This window comes from Rufibacter ruber, assembly GCF_014138425.1.
Lineage (GTDB): Bacteria > Bacteroidota > Bacteroidia > Cytophagales > Hymenobacteraceae > Nibribacter > Nibribacter ruber_C.
In genome coordinates this window covers 1-17,084 of sequence record NZ_JACJIQ010000010.1, presented here as the reverse complement: position 1 = coordinate 17,084, position 17,084 = coordinate 1, and the positions used below count along the sequence as shown (strand labels likewise).

Here is a 17,084-nt window from a genome sequence, read left to right as displayed (position 1 = left end):
GGAGCTGCTCAATTGACCAGTTTCTGTATCTGTTCCATTTGTCTCTGATTGACCAGGTTTTTGGTTTGGCCAGTGGTAATTGAAAATTCCTTGTGCAGGGAAGGTTCATTGCGTAAGCTGCCGTTGCGGTACTGGTCTACGCCAAAGGGGAGAATGATTTTATGTGAGTTGAACAGAAGGGTGAAGTCTTCCAGCCCCAGGCCCGGGAAACTGACTTCCCGCAGTGTCTGGTTTGCAACCGCATAGAGGTAAAAAGACTGGAGGTCACTGCTGTTCAGCTGCCCGTCCTGGTCAGTGTCTCTACTGCTCCCTTTCATTAAAAGGTATTGTTTTCCGCTGATTTTAAAATTCCTGAAATGGGTTAGGTGCACGGTCTTGTCAAAAATGACCCGGCTGGTTCCCGTTAGCGGGTGATACAGGATAATGTTACAGTAGGCTCCATTGAATCTGAAATATTTATGGCCCCGCCCAGAAGAGCTCAGCCCATAGTCTAAAATCTCAAAGTCATTGCCATCTTGTTTCTTGTCAATGCTGGCCAAAGAAACCGGAATCAGGTAGATCTGGGCGGCCGTGTCTAGTAAGGTGGGCGCCTGCATGGTGATGTGCTGTCTGGCCTTGATAGCGGCTCCTGCTGTGCTGGAAGAATCCTGCAGCTGGATAGAGGGCGACTCGGCCTGGTACCTGCCGTACTGCCTGTTCCTGATAATGTCAGCCACTACCAGGTAGCAGCCGGCTAGAAAGACCAAGAAAAAGCCGAGCACTGCCAGTGTGCCCAGAATAGCCAGAAGCTTTTGGTTGTAGGCCTTTATTTTCTCCATGGGGAATTTCTGATCAAGAAGGGTAGCCCCAATAATGGTAAATAAAAAGATGAAATGAAGCAGAGGCCAGGCAAAAAAAAATCCGTTTCCGGGCTGTTTTGAGAAAAACAGCCCGGAAACGGAAAACAAGCCCTGAACGCAGACTCTCTACCGCTGGAAGCTTCGCGGCCCGCCGGCGGGGGCGGCGCCCCTGCCCGCATTGCCAAACTGGCGCAGGTTGTAGTTGAAGCTTAGCATAAAGTACCGCTGCAACACCGTAGTCTGTACATCTTCAATGTAGGTAGAGGTGTTGTTCCGTTGAATACTGGTGTTCTCCCCCAGCAAGTCAAAGCCGGAAAGTCTGATCTCGACCCGGCGGTCTGGCATGAATTTATACCCAATGCTGCCATTTACCAGCATAAACGTTGGGTCAATGCCTTCAGACAGGCCTCCGTTGTACTGGTGGTTAACTTCTGTGGTCAGGTTTAATCCTTTCCAGATTACCCAGTTCAGTCTGAACAAGCTGCTTTGGTTGTAGTAGTTGTTGTTCTGCTCCTTCAGGAAAGAGTACTTCACGTCATTGTAGTTAGAGTTGGTTGACACCAGAAAGTCAAGGTTCTCGCTGATGTTGCTGCTGATCACAATGCCGGCAGAAAGGTTCAGGGTTGCAGCGTCATTGGCCGTCTCCATAAACGAAGACCTTGAATTGCTCACCAAAGACGGGTTATTGGTGTAGCTGGCCCCCGCGTTCACGTTAAGGTTTGACTTGATGAAAGTAACCGGCAGCCCGTAGTTCAGGAAGGACCTAAAACTGTACTGCCCGTCCAGGTTTACCGGCCGGGAGAGCTGCATCCCTGGTTTCAGCTTAACACCGCCCGGGGTGGTGAAGGTTAAAAGCGCATCCTGGGTTTCATCTCCGGTTGCTCTGCGGTCATTGCGGTAGGTGCTGGTGCCCATATAGTCCTGGTTGAAAGAACCGCCTACATAGGCAAAGAAAGAGGAAGACCTGCCTGGGTTGGCAGAGGAGTAGCGCAGACTCAGGTTATGGGAAAAGCTCTGGCCCAGGTTAGGGTTACCCTGGCTCAGCAAAGTGGGGTTAGACACATCTACCGCGCTCTGCAACTGGTCTACTGAAGGCGTTTGTGAGCGGCCCATGTAGAAGACCCGTATGTTGCGGTCCTGGTTGAAGTTGTAGCGCAACATGGCAAAGGGCAGAATGTTGTGGTAGTTACGGGTTGTGTCTATACGGGTAGGGTATAACTGGTCTGTTGCCAACTGCAGCCATTGGTAACGGGCGTTCAGCATCAACTGAAAATCCTTGTTATTGTAACGCCAGCCCCCGCCAAACTCCTGGGTAAGGGTTTTATTCTCTACCGTGCTGGACTGGTTAAGAATAAGGGCATCATATGGCCCTTCTTCGGTTTCACTTTCTGAGGTGCGCTTGTCCCCGTCTGACTTGCTGTAGTTGGTGTTGTATGTTAACTGCAGCTGGGTATTCTGGCTTAACGGCTCTGTGTAGTTTACATTAGCTCCGGCAGCATAGCCTTTGTTGTCAAGGGTGGAATTCTGGTACACCAGCGAATCATCGCCCTCATTGATCAGGTCAAAAAAGTACTTCGCATTAAGCCGGCTATCCCCTTTGTTTTGGTTGTAGCTGTTGGTGACGTCAACACTCACGGTACGGCCGCGCTTGGCAAAGCTGTGACGGTAGAGAATGCTGTTGTTGAAGTTAATGCCGGTTAAATCTGACCGGAAGAGGTTGTCAAAGTTGTTGGCCAGCGAACTCAGTGCAGATTCGCCGCCGCTAGTCACCCGTGAATCTGTGGTGCTTACCCCCTCATTCTGCTGCAGGCTCAGGCGCGGGCGGAGAATAATAGAGTTTGCGCTGTCAATGGTGTACGTTACCCGCAGGTTGAGGCGGTGGTTCTGGTTTTTAGCATCTGAATTCCCTATCTCCCGCACATCTAAACCATCTTCCCGCTCAGGGTCAAACTGACGGAAAGCGTTGTAGAAATAGTCATTGTTAGAATGGTTGAAGAAGTAGCTGCCTTGTACGTCTACATTCTTGCCCCATTTGTCCAGGTAGTTAACGCCAATGGCGTTGGTAGTGGCAATACCGTTGCTGGTGTTCACCAGAAAGTCGCCGGTGTTGTTGCCGCCGCCCCAGCTTCCGCCGCCGCCACGGGAGCCACCGCCCCCGCTACTGCCGCGCATACCTCCACCGCCCCGGCTTCCGCCGCCCCGGCTGGAGGCACTGGCCACGCCTACTAAATCTTCTGAGGAGAAGTTCTGCTCATTTACGTTGTTGCTCAAGCCTACAATAGAAATGCGGCGGTCGCCTTCAAAGCTGTTGTAGTTCCCGCTCAGCCTGAAACGCTCATCTGTGCCGGCCCCCGCGCTGAAACGCCCAAACTGGCCGGTTCTAAACTCGGGTTTGGTCACAATGTTGATGGTTTTCTGCTCATTGCCGTCACTAAAGCCGGTGAACTGGGCCTGGTCGCTCTGGCGGTCAAACACCTGGATCTTTGAAATGACTTCGGCCGGAAGGTTCTTTAAAACCGCGTTAGGGTCTTCGCCAAAGAACTCTTTCCCGTCTACCAGCACCCGGGCCACCCGCTCGCCCTGTGCCTGCACCTGTCCGTTCTGGATGGTGATGCCCGGCATCTTCTGGATGAGGTTTTCAGCGTTGGCATCTCGGTTCACCTTGTAGGCCGAGGCATTCATCTCAAAGGTGTCCTGCTTCTGGATAACAGTGGCGGCGCGGCCCACAACTTCCACCTCGCGCAGCGCGGTAGCGGTCTGACCCAGGGTGAGGGTTCCCAGGTTGAGAGGCGTTCCGGTGGCGGTGAGGGGTCTGCGCAGGTCATTGAAGCCCAGGTAAGACACCTTTACCACAAAGTTTCCGTTTCGAACGCCCGCCAGTTCAAATCTGCCTTCCACGTCTGTGGTGGCACCCTTGTACACAGCAGAATCCTGGGCATTCAGTAAGGCAACAGTGGCTCCAATGAGCGGGGAACCGCCCCCCATTACCTGGCCCCGTATGCTGGCAGATTGGCTAAAACTAAGATAGGATATGGAAAACAGGAAATAGAAAAGTAAGCTTATTTTTTTCATTGCATGGTATTGGTTTGGCCTTTGACTAACCAGTTGGGCAAGGGTTTAATGCTGTGGAGAAGTTTTTCTGTTTTTGGCCTGTTTTTCCAAAAACAGGCCAAAAACACGTTGTCTCTACTGCTGTTTATGTAGCACGCGTTTGTTTCAGGCTGTAAGGCAGACGTGAGCCTGTATAGCAGAAAAAAAGGAAAGCAATACTTTCTTAGATGGGCGGCGTTACCCCCAATGCTGTAGTTTTTTACTATTTTTTTTTCAAAAAAAGAACACCCCCTGCAGATCTGTTCAGGAGCTATAGGGGTGTTCTTAGTGCTTATGGTTCTTCAGTAGACAGGAATGGGGACCTTATCTCTGGCTTTGGGCAAAGTGCCCAGGAGGGAGAGAAAGAATGTAGGTTCTGTTTTGGAGCCGTTTTTAGAAAAACAGCCCCAAAACAGGAGAACAGATGCTTCTGGCATTAAGTCTGCCTGAACAGGTTAAGAGCGTAAGAACTGGAGCAGCGGCGTTATAAACCGTTCATACGCTTCAATGTGCGGGAGGTGCCCTACGTTGTCAATTTCCACCAAGGAGGCGTTTTTGATTTTTTTGGCCGTTTCTTTTCCCAGGGCCGGGTAGTTCCCCAATTTCTCCCTTACCTCAGGTGCGGCGTTGGCTTTGCCCTGGGCAGTACGATCCCGTTGGCCAATGAGGAGCAGGGTGGGCATCTGGAGGTTCTCAAATTCATATACCACCGGCTGGGTGAAGATCATGTCATAGGTAAGCGCTGCGTTCCAGGCAATGAGCGGATAGTCGGGGCCCACTGTCCAGCCGGCCAGGAGGTGGACCCATTTGTCATACTCAGGCTTCCATTGGCCGCCATAGTAGTTTTCTAACTGGTATTTTTAATGCCCTCTGCGGTTTGCTTCAGTTCACCGGCATACCATTTCTCCACGTTCTGGTAGGGCACCCAGCGTTTCCAGTCTTCCAGGCCAATGGGGTTCTCCAGGATCAGCTTTTCAACCGTTTGGGGGTACATGAGGGCAAACCGTGTGGCCAACATGCCGCCCATGGAATGGCCCAGAACAGCTGTCTTTTTGATGCCCAGGCTGTCAAGCAACCCTTTGGTATTCTGCGCCAGCATCTGGAAAGAGTACTGGATGTTCTGCGATTTAGAGGATTTTCCAAACCCTATCTGGTCTGGAATCAGCACCCTAAAGCCATTCCTGGCCAGATCAGAAGCCGTTTGTTCCCAGTAGGCGCCGTTAAAATTCTTGCCATGGAGCAGGAGTACGGTTTTCCCGTTCGGTTTCTGGGGCTTTACATCCATGTACGCCATCTTAAAGTTCTGGCGCTGCACCTTCACCTGATGGAAGCTCACCTGAAAAGGGTAGATATAGTTGGTCAGTTCAGCGTCAAGGGGTTTCACTTGCGCGCTCCCGGAAACAGAAATAATTAAAAGAAGAAGAGTGAGAAGCAGGTTCTTGGTTTTCATCAATGAAAGGATGCACAGTTAAAAATATGTATCCGGCGGGTTAGCTGTAGCCGGTAAGAAGTTGAAGAGCATAGCCCAAGCGGGCAACAGTCTCCTGATTATACGTTGAATCAGAAGAAATGTCACCTCTCCTGATTCTGCTCCCGGGTATTTAGTCTGCCAGAATCAGGTTCTTGCTCAGGGGCAGAATCTTGCCAAACGGAGCGGCTTTCGCATTGATCTTAAACGTCCAGGTGAACATTGGGATGAGTCCGGAGAATAGCTGTATCCTTTCCGCCGCATGGTGCTACAGGAGGAAGGCGCATTCCTTTAACAATACTTTAACGTTTCCTTAGGGAGCTGTTAACACCATTGCTTTTTCTAGCCCGCTACTTTTACTCAAAAAAAATCAGTCTATGAAAAGCATACTCACTACCCTTTTCTTTTTCATTCTTCTATGCGCTTCTACTGGGGCTATGGCGCAGGAGGGTGTCATTATTTATGAAGTAAAAGTCAACCTGCACCGAGCTCTCACCAAAGAGCGGGAAAGTATGAAAGCAATGATGCCTGAATTCAACGTGAGCAAGCAGGCACTGTACTTTAACCAGCAGGCCTCTTTGTACAAGCGCATGGTAGATGAGGAGGAGGAGGCGGCAGCCGGAACCAGCGGCACCTCTTTCAGGATCAGGATGGGCGGCGGTGAGCTGTTCCTGGTTCCCTCAGAATCTAAACGTATTTCTCTGCGGGAGTTCAACGGAAAAAAATACCTGATCCAGGACAGTCTCAGCACCTTGCCCTGGAAGTTTGGGAAGGAAACCAAAACCATTGCCGGGTATGTGTGCAGGCAGGCCACCTACTTTCAGGAGCAGCGAAACCAGACGGTGGTGGCCTGGTACACTGAAAAACTGCGCCCCTATCTGGGGCCTGATTCGTATGCCTCATTGCCCGGTGCCGTGCTGGAGCTGGATGTGAACAACGGCGAGCGGGTTGTGAAAGCCCTGCAGGTTGACGTAAGGCCTCTTAAAAAAGGGGAGCTGGTAGAGCCTGTCAAAGGGGAGAAGGTAACAGAAAAGCAGTACCAGGCCATGCTGTCTGAGCAGATGGAGCGTATGCGGCAGGGCGGAGGGAACATCATGATCAGGAACTAAGCCTTAGGGAAAAGAACCTCCATGAAAAATTTTCTTCTCATTGCCTTCCTGCTGGTAGGCCCGGCGGCGCTTGCCCAGAAGTTTACTGTAAAAGGCAAGGTGGTAGATGACAAAAACAGTGCCTTACCCTCTGCTACCGTGCTGTTGCTGCAGCCCAGAGACTCAACGCTTGTTTCATTTGCCTCTACAGACGCCCAAGGTACCTTTGACCTGAAAAACCTCAACGGCCTGGTGCTGGTGAAAATCTCTTTTGTGAGCTTTGAGCCTTTCTACAAAACCATTGAAGCCCCTGCCGTGCCCGGCGTAGTAGACTTGGGGACCATTGTTCTTAAAACCGCAGCCAATGCGTTAGGCGAAGTGGTGGTGCAGGGGGAGCAGGATCCGGTAAGGATAAAAAAAGATACCATAGAGTTTAACGCCGGCTCCTTTAAAACCCAACCCAACGCCGCGGTAGAGGAGCTCCTGAAGAAGTTGCCGGGCGTGGAGGTGGCCAGTGACGGATCTGTCTCTGTGCAGGGGGAGAAGGTGCAGCGGGTGACCGTAGACGGGAAGGAGTTCTTTGGAAATGACCCTAAGCTGGCCACCAAAAACCTGCCCGCCGACGCGGTGAAGAAAGTGCAGGTGTATGACAAAAAATCTGACCAGGCTGAATTCTCTGGCATTGAAGACGGGCAGCGAACCAAAACCCTTAACCTGGAACTGAAAGAAGACAAGAAGAATGCGGTATTTGGCAGTGTGATGGCCGGGGCGGGAACAGATTCCCGTTTCCAGGGCAAATTCAACCTGAACCGTTTTCAGAAGGTGAAACAGTTCTCGGTGCTGGGAATGGGGAACAATGTTAACACCCAGGGCTTCGGGATTGATGAGTATCTGGCCTTTTCTGGCGGCCTGCAGCAAATGGCATCTGGGGGCGGCTTACGGATAGAGATAGGCCCCAATTCAGCTATTCCCTTAAACACCGGTGACCGTACCAACGGGCTGATGCGCACATACGGGGGAGGTGCCAATTTCAACCAATCTTTGGGCAAAAACACTGAGGCCACCGGGAATTATTTCCTGAACCACCTGAATCATGACGTGCGCCATGTACTGGAACGGGAGGAGTTCAGACCCACCGGCAATATTTTCCTGAATCAGACCGGCAGCCAGGAAAATACCAACACCAGCCACCGGTTAAACTTTGCAGTAGACCATAAACTGGATTCGGCCAACTCTGTCAAGTTAACGGTAAATGCCGGGCTGAGCACCAGCAAAGGCGTGGGTACTTCTGTCAGTAGAACCGTGAATGCCGCAGGCGAATTCCAGAACAGCGGTGACAGCCGGAACAACACCACCGGGCAGGGGGGAAATGCGACTGCCAGTCTATTGCTTCGGCACAAATTCCCTAAAAAAGGCCGCACCCTCTCGCTCACCGCCCAGGGGAGTCTGAACCAGAATGACGCTGAAAACCTAAATTACGGAGTATATAGGTTTACAGAGCGGCCCACTGAGACCATCCACCAGTACCGGGAAAGTGAAACCAACTCCCACAGCTACAGCGCCACGCTGAACGGTACTGAACCGTTGGGCAACCGCCGGTACCTGGAGGCCTCGTACCTGTTTAGGCAGAACCGGAATATTTCTGACCAAAAGGTGTTTGACCTGCAGGACGGTGAGCGGCTCATCAATCAAAACCAGTCAAACCGGTACAACAGTGATTTCCAGTACCACCGTGCCAACGTGAACTTCAGGGTGAACCGTGATGCTTTCAGTTTTGCCGTGGGCCCGGGCTTTCAGCACTCTGACCTGATTGGCTACGTGCGCCAGAAGGAGAACAGACCGGTACAGAAGTCATTTGACAACTTTCTCCCCAGCGCCCGGTTCAACTATGATTTCGGGAGCAACCGCCGGTTTGATTTTAATTACGAGACCTCTGTGCAGGAACCGTCTGTGCGGCAGTTGCAGCCGCTGCCAGACAGCAGCAACCGGCTGAATGTGTATGTGGGGAACCCGGGGCTAAGACCGGCCTACCAGCACCAGCTTCGAGCCAATTTCACCATGTTCAACCCCACGTCCATGATCAGCTTTTTCGCCCGCGGGTTTATGAACTATACCACAGATGCCATTACCAACTCTGTCACCTACGGCGCAGGCCTGAGCCGTACCTCACAGCCGGTGAACGTGAGGTATAGCCGGATTTCTGGGGTGAACCTGAACGTGGGCTATCCGGTGCGCAAGCTCAACAGCCGCTTTAATGTAGGCCTGAGCCTGAGAGAGCAGCAGAGCATCAACCTTATTGACAACAGTGCCACCACCACAGAGAACCGCACCGTGGGCGGCAACCTTAGGTACGAGTACCGTCTGGACCAAAAGTTTGAGGTAAGCCTGCGCAGTGACCTCAGCCTGCAAACCACCAACTACAGCGCAGAAGGGAGCCGCGACCAGCAGTTCCTGAACCAAACCTACACGGGGGAGGCCACTGTTTACCTGCCCCTCCACTTTCACCTGAACGGAGTCCTGGACTATCTGGTGTACAACAACCCGGACTTGGGTTTCCGGCAGAACATTCCGTTGTTGAATGTTTCCCTGGCCAAGCAGTTCCTGAAGAACAACACGGGGGAACTGCGTCTGGTGGCGGTGAACCTGCTAGACAAGAACATGGGCATTAACCAGACAGCCAGCGCCAACTATGTGCAGCGGGAAACCATGAATTCACTGGGGCAGTACTTCCTGCTGCAGTTCACCTACACCCTTAACAAGCACCTGAACACCATGGGGAGCCGCGGCGGCGGAATTAGGATTATGCGGTAACAAGGGGAGGAAACGTCTAAAAAGCCGGACCAGAGAGTCCGGCTTTTTTATTTTATAAAGGTGGCTGATTCAGGTAGCCGTAAGATTATATGAGGCAGGTGAAATTTGATTTGCTATTGATGTAACGAGAGGGGGGTGATGTTTGGGCAAATTACTAAAAGGTAGGCTTCTCCTTCTTCTGAACTGTGTAGGGTATTGCCATTAGAAAGTATCGCTACCTTTTGCTGCAGAGGTTTCTGAAGCAGGTTAAGTGCGTTTTGGAGCTGTTTTGGCCAAAACAGCTCCAAAACAGGTGGGCTGCCTAAGTACATTTGGAAGCTACCGGAGGAGTCTTTGCTTTGCGTAGGCAAGAACGACGTGATGGTGCGGAAGTAATACAGGCCTCGCCTTGCTCCCTTCAAAGGACCGGGCCGATAGGTCTCCGTTCTTCAGGATTTATGATTTAAAAATAAGACACTCCGGATTTTTCTTTTGTCATTCTATCAGCTCAAAATGGAAGGTGCCAGAGGGGGCAAATCCTGAAGAGCGCCTTTAGAGTACAACTCAAGGCCCTGCTTACCAAGGAGTCACGCAGTGCATTCTTTTATAGGGTGGGCAGCCAAAGGGAGAAGTAGTATTGGGCACCAGCCTGCAACGCGTTTGTCCATTGTTTATCTGCAAAGGTTTATGTGGTGTTTACTTCTGCCGCCGTTTTAGGGCTAGTTTTCAGAAAACGGCCCCAAAACAGGGAGCTGTTCTGCGTGTAAGGCACAAGCGGTCACCTGTCCATAGATAAATCAGAAAAAAACGGTCAGCTTCAAGGAGTTGACGTTGTAAAAAAAGTATTTCTGTTTTGGGGCTGTTTTGGCCAAAACAGCCCCAAAACAGAAATATAATGTAATTACTTTTAAAGCTGCCTAGGAGGCTGGTTGGGAAACGGCGGCGGGAGCAACCAGCCGGAAACCGTTGCCGTGCACGTTGATAATTTCCACCTCCGGGTCATCTTTCAGGTATTTCCTCAGTTTAGTCACAAACACATCCATGCTGCGGGCGGTGAAGTAGTTGTCATCTTTCCAGATGGTGGTGAGGGCCACTTCCCGCGGAAGGACATCATTCAGGTGGTGGCAAAGCAGCTGCAGAAGTTCAGCCTCTTTGGGCGACAGTTTCTGCACCTGACCATGATGCGTGATCTGGCGGGTCTTGAAGTTGAAGTGGTACATGCCCAGTTGATACGCTGTGGAGGGGGCTTTTTCTGGCACGGCGGCGGTGGCTCTCCTCTGCAGAATGGCTTTCAGTTTCCAGAGTAGAATCTCAGAGTCAAACGGTTTGGTGATATAATCTTCGGCCCCCAGCCTGAATCCTTCCAGCATATCGGCCTTCATGGCTTTTGCCGTAAGGAAAATGATGGGCTGGAACGGATTGGCTTTTTTGATGTCAGCGGCCAGGGAGAATCCATCTTTGATTGGCATCATCACATCCAGGATGCACGCATCAAAGGGGGCCTGTTGAAAGGTGCGCCAGCCCTGCATGCCATCTGTGCAGAGCGTGACGTCATAATCATGCAACTCCAGGTAGTCTTTCAGGACCATGCCAAAGTTAGGGTCGTCTTCAACCAACAGGAGGCGGGTGGCGGTGTGTGCGGTCATGGAGGTGCTTTTTAAGAGGTGATGAATAGCGTTTAAACAGAAGGTTTTTGCAGGGGCAGCCATAAGGTAAACCTGCTGCCTTTGCCCAGTTCGCTGCGCAGGTGCACATTGCCCCCATGGGCCTCGGCCATGGTTTTGACATAACTCAGTCCTAACCCAAACCCCTTTACGTTGTGCACGTTCCCCGTGGGCACCCGGTAAAACTTCTCAAAAATCTTTTTCTGGGCCTCCCGTGACATGCCTGCACCCTGGTCTTCCACAGAAATGTGCAGGCCTTTGGAGACCTGGGTGGTTTGTACTACAATTCTGGGCGCCTCAGGCGAATACTTGTTGGCATTGTCCAGCAGATTGGCTACCATGTTGGCCAGGTGGCTGGCGTCTGCCCAAACAACAGGGGAGGGAGCGTCCAGTTTCAGGTTCAGGTTTCCCTGCCGCTGCTCAATATGTAACTGAAATGGCTCTACCGCCTTTTGGATCAACGCGTGCACATCTACTTCTTCAAAGGCCAGTTGCAGTTTGTTGCGCTCCATCTGGGCGGTCTGCAGTACTTTCTCCACCTGCTGGTGCATGCGTTTGTTCTCATCTCTGATGATGCGCGCATAGTGGTCCAGGCGGGCTTCATCTTTGCGCACCTTGGGGTTGACCAGCGCATCTAACGCCAGCGAAATAGTGGCAATAGGCGTTTTGAATTCGTGGGTCATGTTGTTAATAAAGTCATTCTTGATTTCTGAGATCTTCTTCTGCCGCAAAATGGTGCCCAGGGTATAGGCGAAGGTGAAAATGATGATTAAGGTAAAGAGCACTGAAATCACCGTAGGAATCCAGATACTCTTCCAGATAATGAGCTGCCGGTGCGGGAACGTCAGCTTAAGGTAGCTGGGGGCAGATAAGACATCATTGGGGAACAGCTGCACGGTGTACCCGCCGTCTGGCAGCAGCGAGGCCGACGGCAGACTATTACTGGAGGCCAGGAGATAAGTTGGTTTGCTGTTGCCCGGGTCAATGTTGAGGGTGCTTTGGTAGGGGGTGACAATGTTCCGGCTTTTCAGTTCGGTGGCTAAGATTTCTTCCATCCCCAGTTCCCCAAGGCGCTCTTCCAGGGGCCGTTCCTTGCGCACATACTCTACTACCATTTGTTGCATCACCTGGTTCAGGTGCTGTGCTTTGGCCACGGCTTTCTGTTCTGTGACTTGTTCTGGGGTTGGGGCGGTGACCGGGGAGTGGGTATTTGCCCGCGGTGAAGCGGCCGGACGGGTGGGCGCCACCTGCTGCTGGGCAGGGGCAGCAGACAGCAGGAGGGGGGCCAGCGTCTGAACTCTGGCCGGTGATACGTACCGTTTCCCTTTGCGGGTGCTGCTGTCCTGGCGCCAGACCATCTCAGGGGACCTGCCTATAAAAAGACAGTCCGTATGAATGTTGGCCACATTCCCTTTGATCTGGATATTTTTGATACTCTTGACGGGGATCTGCCGTAAAATTCTTGCCTGATTGGCCATGAATATAGAATCAAGGGCAATTTTTGAGACACTGCCAGAATCCATCCTAATGAAGTGGGCCTGCCCGTTTCGGCTGTAGATCCTTAAGGTGTCCAGCATTTTGCGCTGGGCAGCCACCAGCTTCCGTACCACCACTGAGTCTACCCGGGATCTGCCAAACACCTCCACGCTTGCGGGTTTGGCAGCAGAGTCTGACATGGTAAAGGAATGTATAAAGATCTGCTGGGCTGACTCAGAATGGGGCGAACGGCCCCCGCGGATAGACATCACGCTGGAACGGGCCCGGTCAACCATGGTATGTTTTTCGCCGGGAAGGGGCGTAACCATAGTAACAGAAGAACCGGCAGAACCAGAAGCGGCCACAGAAAGTGAAGAAGCGGGTTCCGCCAGGGGCAGGGGTTGGTTTCTTTTCCCCTTTCGCTCGCTCCTTTCTTTGTTTCTGGAGGACTTTGCCGGGGTGGGGGTGCTGACAACCGTTTCTGTAGTGGTCACCGCCGGAGCCAGGGCCGCCTCCCTGAGTTGGGGTGCTTCCTGTTTCAGGAAATGGATGGCTTCCTTGGTTTCCAGCCTGCGCGCCACCTGGTGAAGGGCATCATTCACGTTTCTGTCAAACAGCTCCTCCTCCATCTTCACCGCATGATGGATCCAGTACGCCTGGAAACCAATCAGCCCAATGAGGGTGAGGCTCATCAGGGCAATGACCACAAACAATGTCTTCTTTCTCATCTTAACAAAGATACTAGCCCCAACTCTGCGAAACAGTACTTTAACTTTTCTTTAACAGACATTAACGAAGCCTTAACCCGCTGCCATAGGTGCGTCTGCTAATTTTGTAACAGTCAATCACATAGCCTCACCTAATGTACACTAGATATGATTCAAAAACAACTTTTTAAGAGAGCAGCAACAGCCGTGGCAGCGGGTTTCGCATTCTCTTTCTCAGGGGCTTTTGCCCAGAGCCCAGAGCAACTACAGCAAGACGCCTCTGCCAGGGCGAAAGTTAAGATTGTGAAAAAGATAGACAGCCACTATTATATCCTTGACACTACTCTCACTATTCAGAAAGGGGAGACATGGCAGGGGGCTGTAAAGCAGCTGAACCTGAATGCCGGCACGCTTCTGGGGTTAGGGGCAAAGAGGATAGAACCAGCCCAGGTCACTACGTTTGTGAAGCCAGATATCCTGATAGAAGGTTATTCGAATACTTATGATTCCATCAGGGCCGTTGTCTACCGGGTACTGGGAGCAGATTCCCTTTTGAGGCATACTGTTAGGGGGCTGGTATTCAGGAGGGGAGGCGAACATGAACAGTGGCAGACGCTACGTGACTCCAGCCGGATGTTGGCCCTCAGGCACCCGCTGGTGATCAGGCAGCTAATAAAGTCAGACTCTTTGCTCAGGAACAGGGCGTTCATCAGGCTGGACTCTTCTGGGCTGGTTCCTGCTGACACCTTCCTGCTCCGGGAAAAGGTGAGGATAGAGGCAGATGGAGAGGGACGTGTACGGGTTTTACGTCTGCAATCACAGGGTGCTGCCCAAACAATTGAGACGGGAGATTATGAAATGATACGGGTACCCGCTGGTAATTCCTTCCATATCATTTTAAGGAAGGCGCCACTAAAGGGGGCGAAAGCAAAGGCAACCCAAAAGCAGAACACAGCAAAAGAAGTCCCTGCTAAGACGGTTCAGCGGCAGGTAAAGGTATTCCCAAACCCAACCAGCGGGGTGGTACAGCTTTCCTTTGAAGTCCCCCAGAAAGATGAAGTGATGGTGAGGGTGGTGAACAGTGCTGGGAAAACAGTAGTTGAAGAGGAGCACCGGAGCTTTAAAGGGCTTTACCAGAAAGAGATAAACCTGGGCAAGTACGGGCGCGGCTTATATGTGATTCAGATCAGGTGTGGTAAAACCATACAGGCTGAAAAAGTACTGGTGCAGTAGTTCTGCAGCCTATCATACCCCCGCAGGGCCTGAGAAAAACTCCTGGCTCTGCGGGGGTGATTATTGGTGCGTAATGAGACCTTATGAGCGTTACATTTTGCCCCTAAACTCAGTTCTGCCAATACCTGTGCCCATACAAGATGAGCATAAGACAACGCGCAGCAGGGGCATTGGCCAAACTTTATCTCTTGCTCCACCATGGCTGAAAAAGGAGGTGCCCCTCTGGCGCAAAAGAGCAGGAACCCCGCCCGTTTCACAGAAAAACACTGCAAAGGGTTTAGCGGAATTCAAAATTTTATTCTATCTTTTTCTAACAAAATTACTTTTAAACAGTTTAAAGCTTTGCAACGAAAGAGTTCTTCCAGGACTTTCTGTTTCTGAGCTCTTTTTTGCAAAACAGACCAAAACTGGCTTCTGCTTCCTGAGGAGCTGTTTTTTCTGTGAACGACCAAGCATTTTGAAGAGGCTGGTTCTGAGGCCTGCCCCTTTGTCACCAAAAAACAAATGAAACTATGAATACAGAAACCACTTACGAACTGGACATCAAACAACGTCTCCTGGATGAGTGCCTGCGCCTTCAGACTGATTTTGTAGAGAATGCCCGTGTGGCCATGGAAGAAGCCCAAGCCAGCGCCAATGAAAGCCAGGGTGCCATTGAAGACAAGTTTGAGTCGTTCCGGGAGGCGTGCCATATTCAGCGCGACATGTTTGCCAAACAGCTGGATGAGGCAATGGGCAAGTTGAGCATCTTGAAGCGTATTGTTCGCAATAAAGTAAACGAAGATATTTCCTTGGGTTCTGTGGTGAAAACAGATACCCAGAATTATTTCATCTCTGTGAGCCTGGGTGAAATAGAAGTAGAGGGTGAAAAGTATTTTGCCATTTCGCCGGCATCTCCGGTGTTTCAGGCCATGAACGGAAAGACCAAAGGCGACTATTTCGTCTTCAGAGATAAGAAGGTTCAAATCACTGACCTCTGTTAGTGTGCCTTCTCCCCAGAGAAAGGATCCTTCCAGAACCTGATAAAAGCAGCCTGCCATTTTCCTGTTTTGGGGCTGTTTTCTGAAAAACAGCCCCAAAACAGGAAAATGCCTTAACCTCTGCCATGGAACCTGCCACCAATAGTGAGTTAATTGAACTATAGGATACCCTAGGGTAAGGCTTCAACCTGTTTTGCTTCCTTATGAATCAGGGAAAAGGGGGAATATCTGCACCTTTTTTTCAAACTGGCCAGCAGGGGCGTGAAAGGCAAAAAATAAAGGCGGGGAACAGCATCTGTTCCCCGCCTTTTGTTTCTCTAGAAAAGAGTCTCTTTATTTCACTCTGGTCCAGGTTTGGGTACGGCCAATGAGGGAAATACCCAGGTAGCCTTTTACCTCCAGTTTGTCATTTCCTACCAGCTTCATGTAAGAATCATATTCTTTGCCTGATTTTGGATCATAGATACGACCATCGTCCCATTTGTTATCTCCGTCTGGTGCAAAGTTTTTCAGGAAGACCATGCCAATGATGGGGCGGTTCTGCAGCTTAGGGTCAGGGTTGAACTGGTCTACCTTTGGTTTGCCGTCGCGGTTGGGCTCTTTGAGCCAGATGATTTTACCGCAAAGCTTGTCACCGCATTGGTAAATCTCAAAGCGTGCTTCCTTTTCTTCATTCGTCCATACGCCAATGGGTGATTTCTTCTGAGCCCAGGCCATGGTTGTCAGGCAAAGGAACAAGGCGAACAAAAAGATTTTTCTCATACGTGTTGCTGTTTGATAGATGTTTGGTTTTTGTTATGAAATATAAGCAAATTAGAGACCAAAAACACACCTGGCGGAAAATAGCAGAAGAAATTTTTATTTATACTTTAGAATAGAGCAAGATGCGCAGAACAGTACTTTGGGTGCAGGGGATCTTTTACATCCTCACGGGTATTTGGCCCCTGCTGCACATGCCTAGCTTTTTGGCCGTGACCGGGCCCAAGAACGAGGTGTGGCTGGTAGTGACGGTAGGTATTCTTGTCATGGTGGTAGGGGCCACCTTCATTGCCTCTGCGCTGCAGAAGAGGGTGGAGAGAAGCGTGGGCCTGCTGGGTTTCTTTTGCGCAGCAGGCCTGGCGGCCATAGATATGCGGTACGCTTTTCATGATGTCATCCTGAACGTTTACCTCTTAGACGCGGCCGCCGAGGTGGTGTTAGCGGGCCTCTGGGTGTATATTTTCCTTACAGATAAATTAAGTGACTGAGATTGAGAAGGGTAATTTTTTACCCTAAACCTTTTGAACTTTCGGCACGTCTTTTACCTTTATAAATCAGAAGCGAGTGCTTCTGGCCCTTCTACGCAACCATAAGGTATTTGGAAGTCCAGATGGGTTTATGTTGGACTTAAAGAAAGGAGGTAAAAGTGTCTAATCCCAGTAAGAATGTATCAAGCCTAGCTCATGTGTCAACCGTTAACCGTGTTGAAGCTTGCTAAAAGACCTTGGTCTACTGGCGAATCCGGCATGAGGTAGCCAGGCGTGTGAGGGAGGCAGTTCCTTCCTGTGTCGCTTGATACCATTTCAAAGGATTCCGTACCCGGCTACTGCAATGGCCGGGTATTTTTTTGCCCTTTCCTGCACGGTAAAAGCGGGGAGTCCCTTTCAGGGTAGTGCTGTTTTAGGGCTGTTTTCTGACAATACTTCGGACATTTTAAGGTAGAAGGATAAAAAAGGGCAGAAGCACTGTTAGCGGTGTGTGAAAACTACT

Annotated in this window: 13 protein-coding genes; 6 read left to right on the top strand and 7 right to left on the bottom strand. The window is 50.9% G+C overall.

The window, feature by feature from the left end; translation table 11 throughout:
* Positions 1-8 precede the first annotated feature (8 nt).
* The 4 genes from FHS90_RS12680 to FHS90_RS22765 form a co-directional block, all read right to left on the bottom strand.
* Positions 9-818, bottom strand: coding sequence for a hypothetical protein (locus FHS90_RS12680; RefSeq protein WP_182513323.1), 810 nt, complete (start codon positions 816-818; stop codon positions 9-11).
* 147 nt (positions 819-965) lie between these two features.
* Complete coding sequence (locus FHS90_RS12675) at positions 966-3,911, bottom strand: outer membrane beta-barrel protein (protein ID WP_182513322.1); 2,946 nt, start codon at positions 3,909-3,911, stop codon at positions 966-968.
* Positions 3,912-4,384: 473 nt separating this feature from the next.
* The gene (locus FHS90_RS22770) at positions 4,385-4,708 is read right to left on the bottom strand and encodes an alpha/beta fold hydrolase (protein WP_343049701.1); all 324 of its coding nucleotides are present in this window, start codon (positions 4,706-4,708) and stop codon (positions 4,385-4,387) included.
* A gap of 68 nt (positions 4,709-4,776) precedes the next feature.
* Entirely contained in the window at positions 4,777-5,379 is a 603-nt protein-coding gene (locus FHS90_RS22765; RefSeq protein WP_343049700.1) for an alpha/beta fold hydrolase, read from the bottom strand.
* A 395-nt stretch (positions 5,380-5,774) separates the two neighbouring features.
* On the opposite strand from FHS90_RS22765, the gene FHS90_RS12665 reads away from it, so the two are divergent.
* On the top strand, positions 5,775-6,506 hold the full coding sequence (locus FHS90_RS12665; RefSeq protein ID WP_182513321.1) for a GLPGLI family protein: 732 nt from the start codon (positions 5,775-5,777) through the stop codon (positions 6,504-6,506).
* A 21-nt stretch (positions 6,507-6,527) separates the two neighbouring features.
* Positions 6,528-9,296: an outer membrane beta-barrel protein gene (locus FHS90_RS12660; protein ID WP_182513320.1), complete on the top strand. Its 2,769-nt coding sequence runs from the start codon at positions 6,528-6,530 to the stop codon at positions 9,294-9,296.
* Positions 9,297-10,192: 896 nt separating this feature from the next.
* Here FHS90_RS12660 and FHS90_RS12655 read toward each other — a convergent pair.
* A complete protein-coding gene (locus FHS90_RS12655) occupies positions 10,193-10,921 on the bottom strand; it encodes a response regulator transcription factor (protein WP_182513319.1) in 729 nt (242 codons plus the stop codon).
* A 32-nt stretch (positions 10,922-10,953) separates the two neighbouring features.
* Entirely contained in the window at positions 10,954-13,143 is a 2,190-nt protein-coding gene (locus tag FHS90_RS12650; RefSeq protein WP_182513318.1) for a sensor histidine kinase, read from the bottom strand.
* Positions 13,144-13,290: 147 nt separating this feature from the next.
* Here FHS90_RS12650 and FHS90_RS12645 point away from each other — a divergent pair, with 147 nt between their 5' ends.
* From FHS90_RS12645 to FHS90_RS12635, 3 genes are read left to right on the top strand one after another with little or no spacing between them, the layout of a single operon-like run.
* Positions 13,291-14,355: a T9SS type A sorting domain-containing protein gene (locus FHS90_RS12645; protein ID WP_182513317.1), complete on the top strand. Its 1,065-nt coding sequence runs from the start codon at positions 13,291-13,293 to the stop codon at positions 14,353-14,355.
* Positions 14,315-14,863 (top strand): hypothetical protein, encoded by a 549-nt coding sequence (locus FHS90_RS12640; RefSeq protein WP_182513316.1) that lies wholly within the window; start codon positions 14,315-14,317, stop codon positions 14,861-14,863. Before FHS90_RS12645 ends, FHS90_RS12640 begins: the two co-directional genes overlap by 41 nt.
* A 4-nt stretch (positions 14,864-14,867) precedes the next feature.
* Positions 14,868-15,338, top strand: coding sequence for a hypothetical protein (locus FHS90_RS12635; RefSeq protein WP_066833414.1), 471 nt, complete (start codon positions 14,868-14,870; stop codon positions 15,336-15,338).
* Positions 15,339-15,668: 330 nt separating this feature from the next.
* Here FHS90_RS12635 and FHS90_RS12630 read toward each other — a convergent pair whose 3' ends face one another.
* A complete protein-coding gene (locus FHS90_RS12630) occupies positions 15,669-16,097 on the bottom strand; it encodes a DUF2147 domain-containing protein (protein WP_066833406.1) in 429 nt (142 codons plus the stop codon).
* A 122-nt stretch (positions 16,098-16,219) separates the two neighbouring features.
* Here FHS90_RS12630 and FHS90_RS12625 point away from each other — a divergent pair, with 122 nt between their 5' ends.
* Complete coding sequence (locus tag FHS90_RS12625; protein WP_182513315.1) at positions 16,220-16,582, top strand: hypothetical protein; 363 nt, start codon at positions 16,220-16,222, stop codon at positions 16,580-16,582.
* The last annotated feature ends 502 nt before the right edge of the window (positions 16,583-17,084 follow it).

Excerpts from the sequence above, each read along its gene's own strand:
- FHS90_RS12680 (WP_182513323.1), bottom strand. The coding sequence starts at position 818 with ATGGAGAAAATAAAGGCCTACAACCAAAAGCTTCTGGCTATTCTGGGC.
- FHS90_RS12675 (WP_182513322.1), bottom strand. The coding sequence starts at position 3,911 with ATGAAAAAAATAAGCTTACTTTTCTATTTCCTGTTTTCCATATCCTAT.
- FHS90_RS22765 (WP_343049700.1), bottom strand. The coding sequence starts at position 5,379 with ATGAAAACCAAGAACCTGCTTCTCACTCTTCTTCTTTTAATTATTTCT.
- FHS90_RS12665 (WP_182513321.1), top strand. The coding sequence starts at position 5,775 with ATGAAAAGCATACTCACTACCCTTTTCTTTTTCATTCTTCTATGCGCT.
- FHS90_RS12660 (WP_182513320.1), top strand. The coding sequence starts at position 6,528 with ATGAAAAATTTTCTTCTCATTGCCTTCCTGCTGGTAGGCCCGGCGGCG.
- FHS90_RS12655 (WP_182513319.1), bottom strand. The coding sequence starts at position 10,921 with ATGACCGCACACACCGCCACCCGCCTCCTGTTGGTTGAAGACGACCCT.
- FHS90_RS12650 (WP_182513318.1), bottom strand. The coding sequence starts at position 13,143 with ATGAGAAAGAAGACATTGTTTGTGGTCATTGCCCTGATGAGCCTCACC.
- FHS90_RS12645 (WP_182513317.1), top strand. The coding sequence starts at position 13,291 with ATGATTCAAAAACAACTTTTTAAGAGAGCAGCAACAGCCGTGGCAGCG.
- FHS90_RS12635 (WP_066833414.1), top strand. The coding sequence starts at position 14,868 with ATGAATACAGAAACCACTTACGAACTGGACATCAAACAACGTCTCCTG.
- FHS90_RS12630 (WP_066833406.1), bottom strand. The coding sequence starts at position 16,097 with ATGAGAAAAATCTTTTTGTTCGCCTTGTTCCTTTGCCTGACAACCATG.
- FHS90_RS12625 (WP_182513315.1), top strand. The coding sequence starts at position 16,220 with ATGCGCAGAACAGTACTTTGGGTGCAGGGGATCTTTTACATCCTCACG.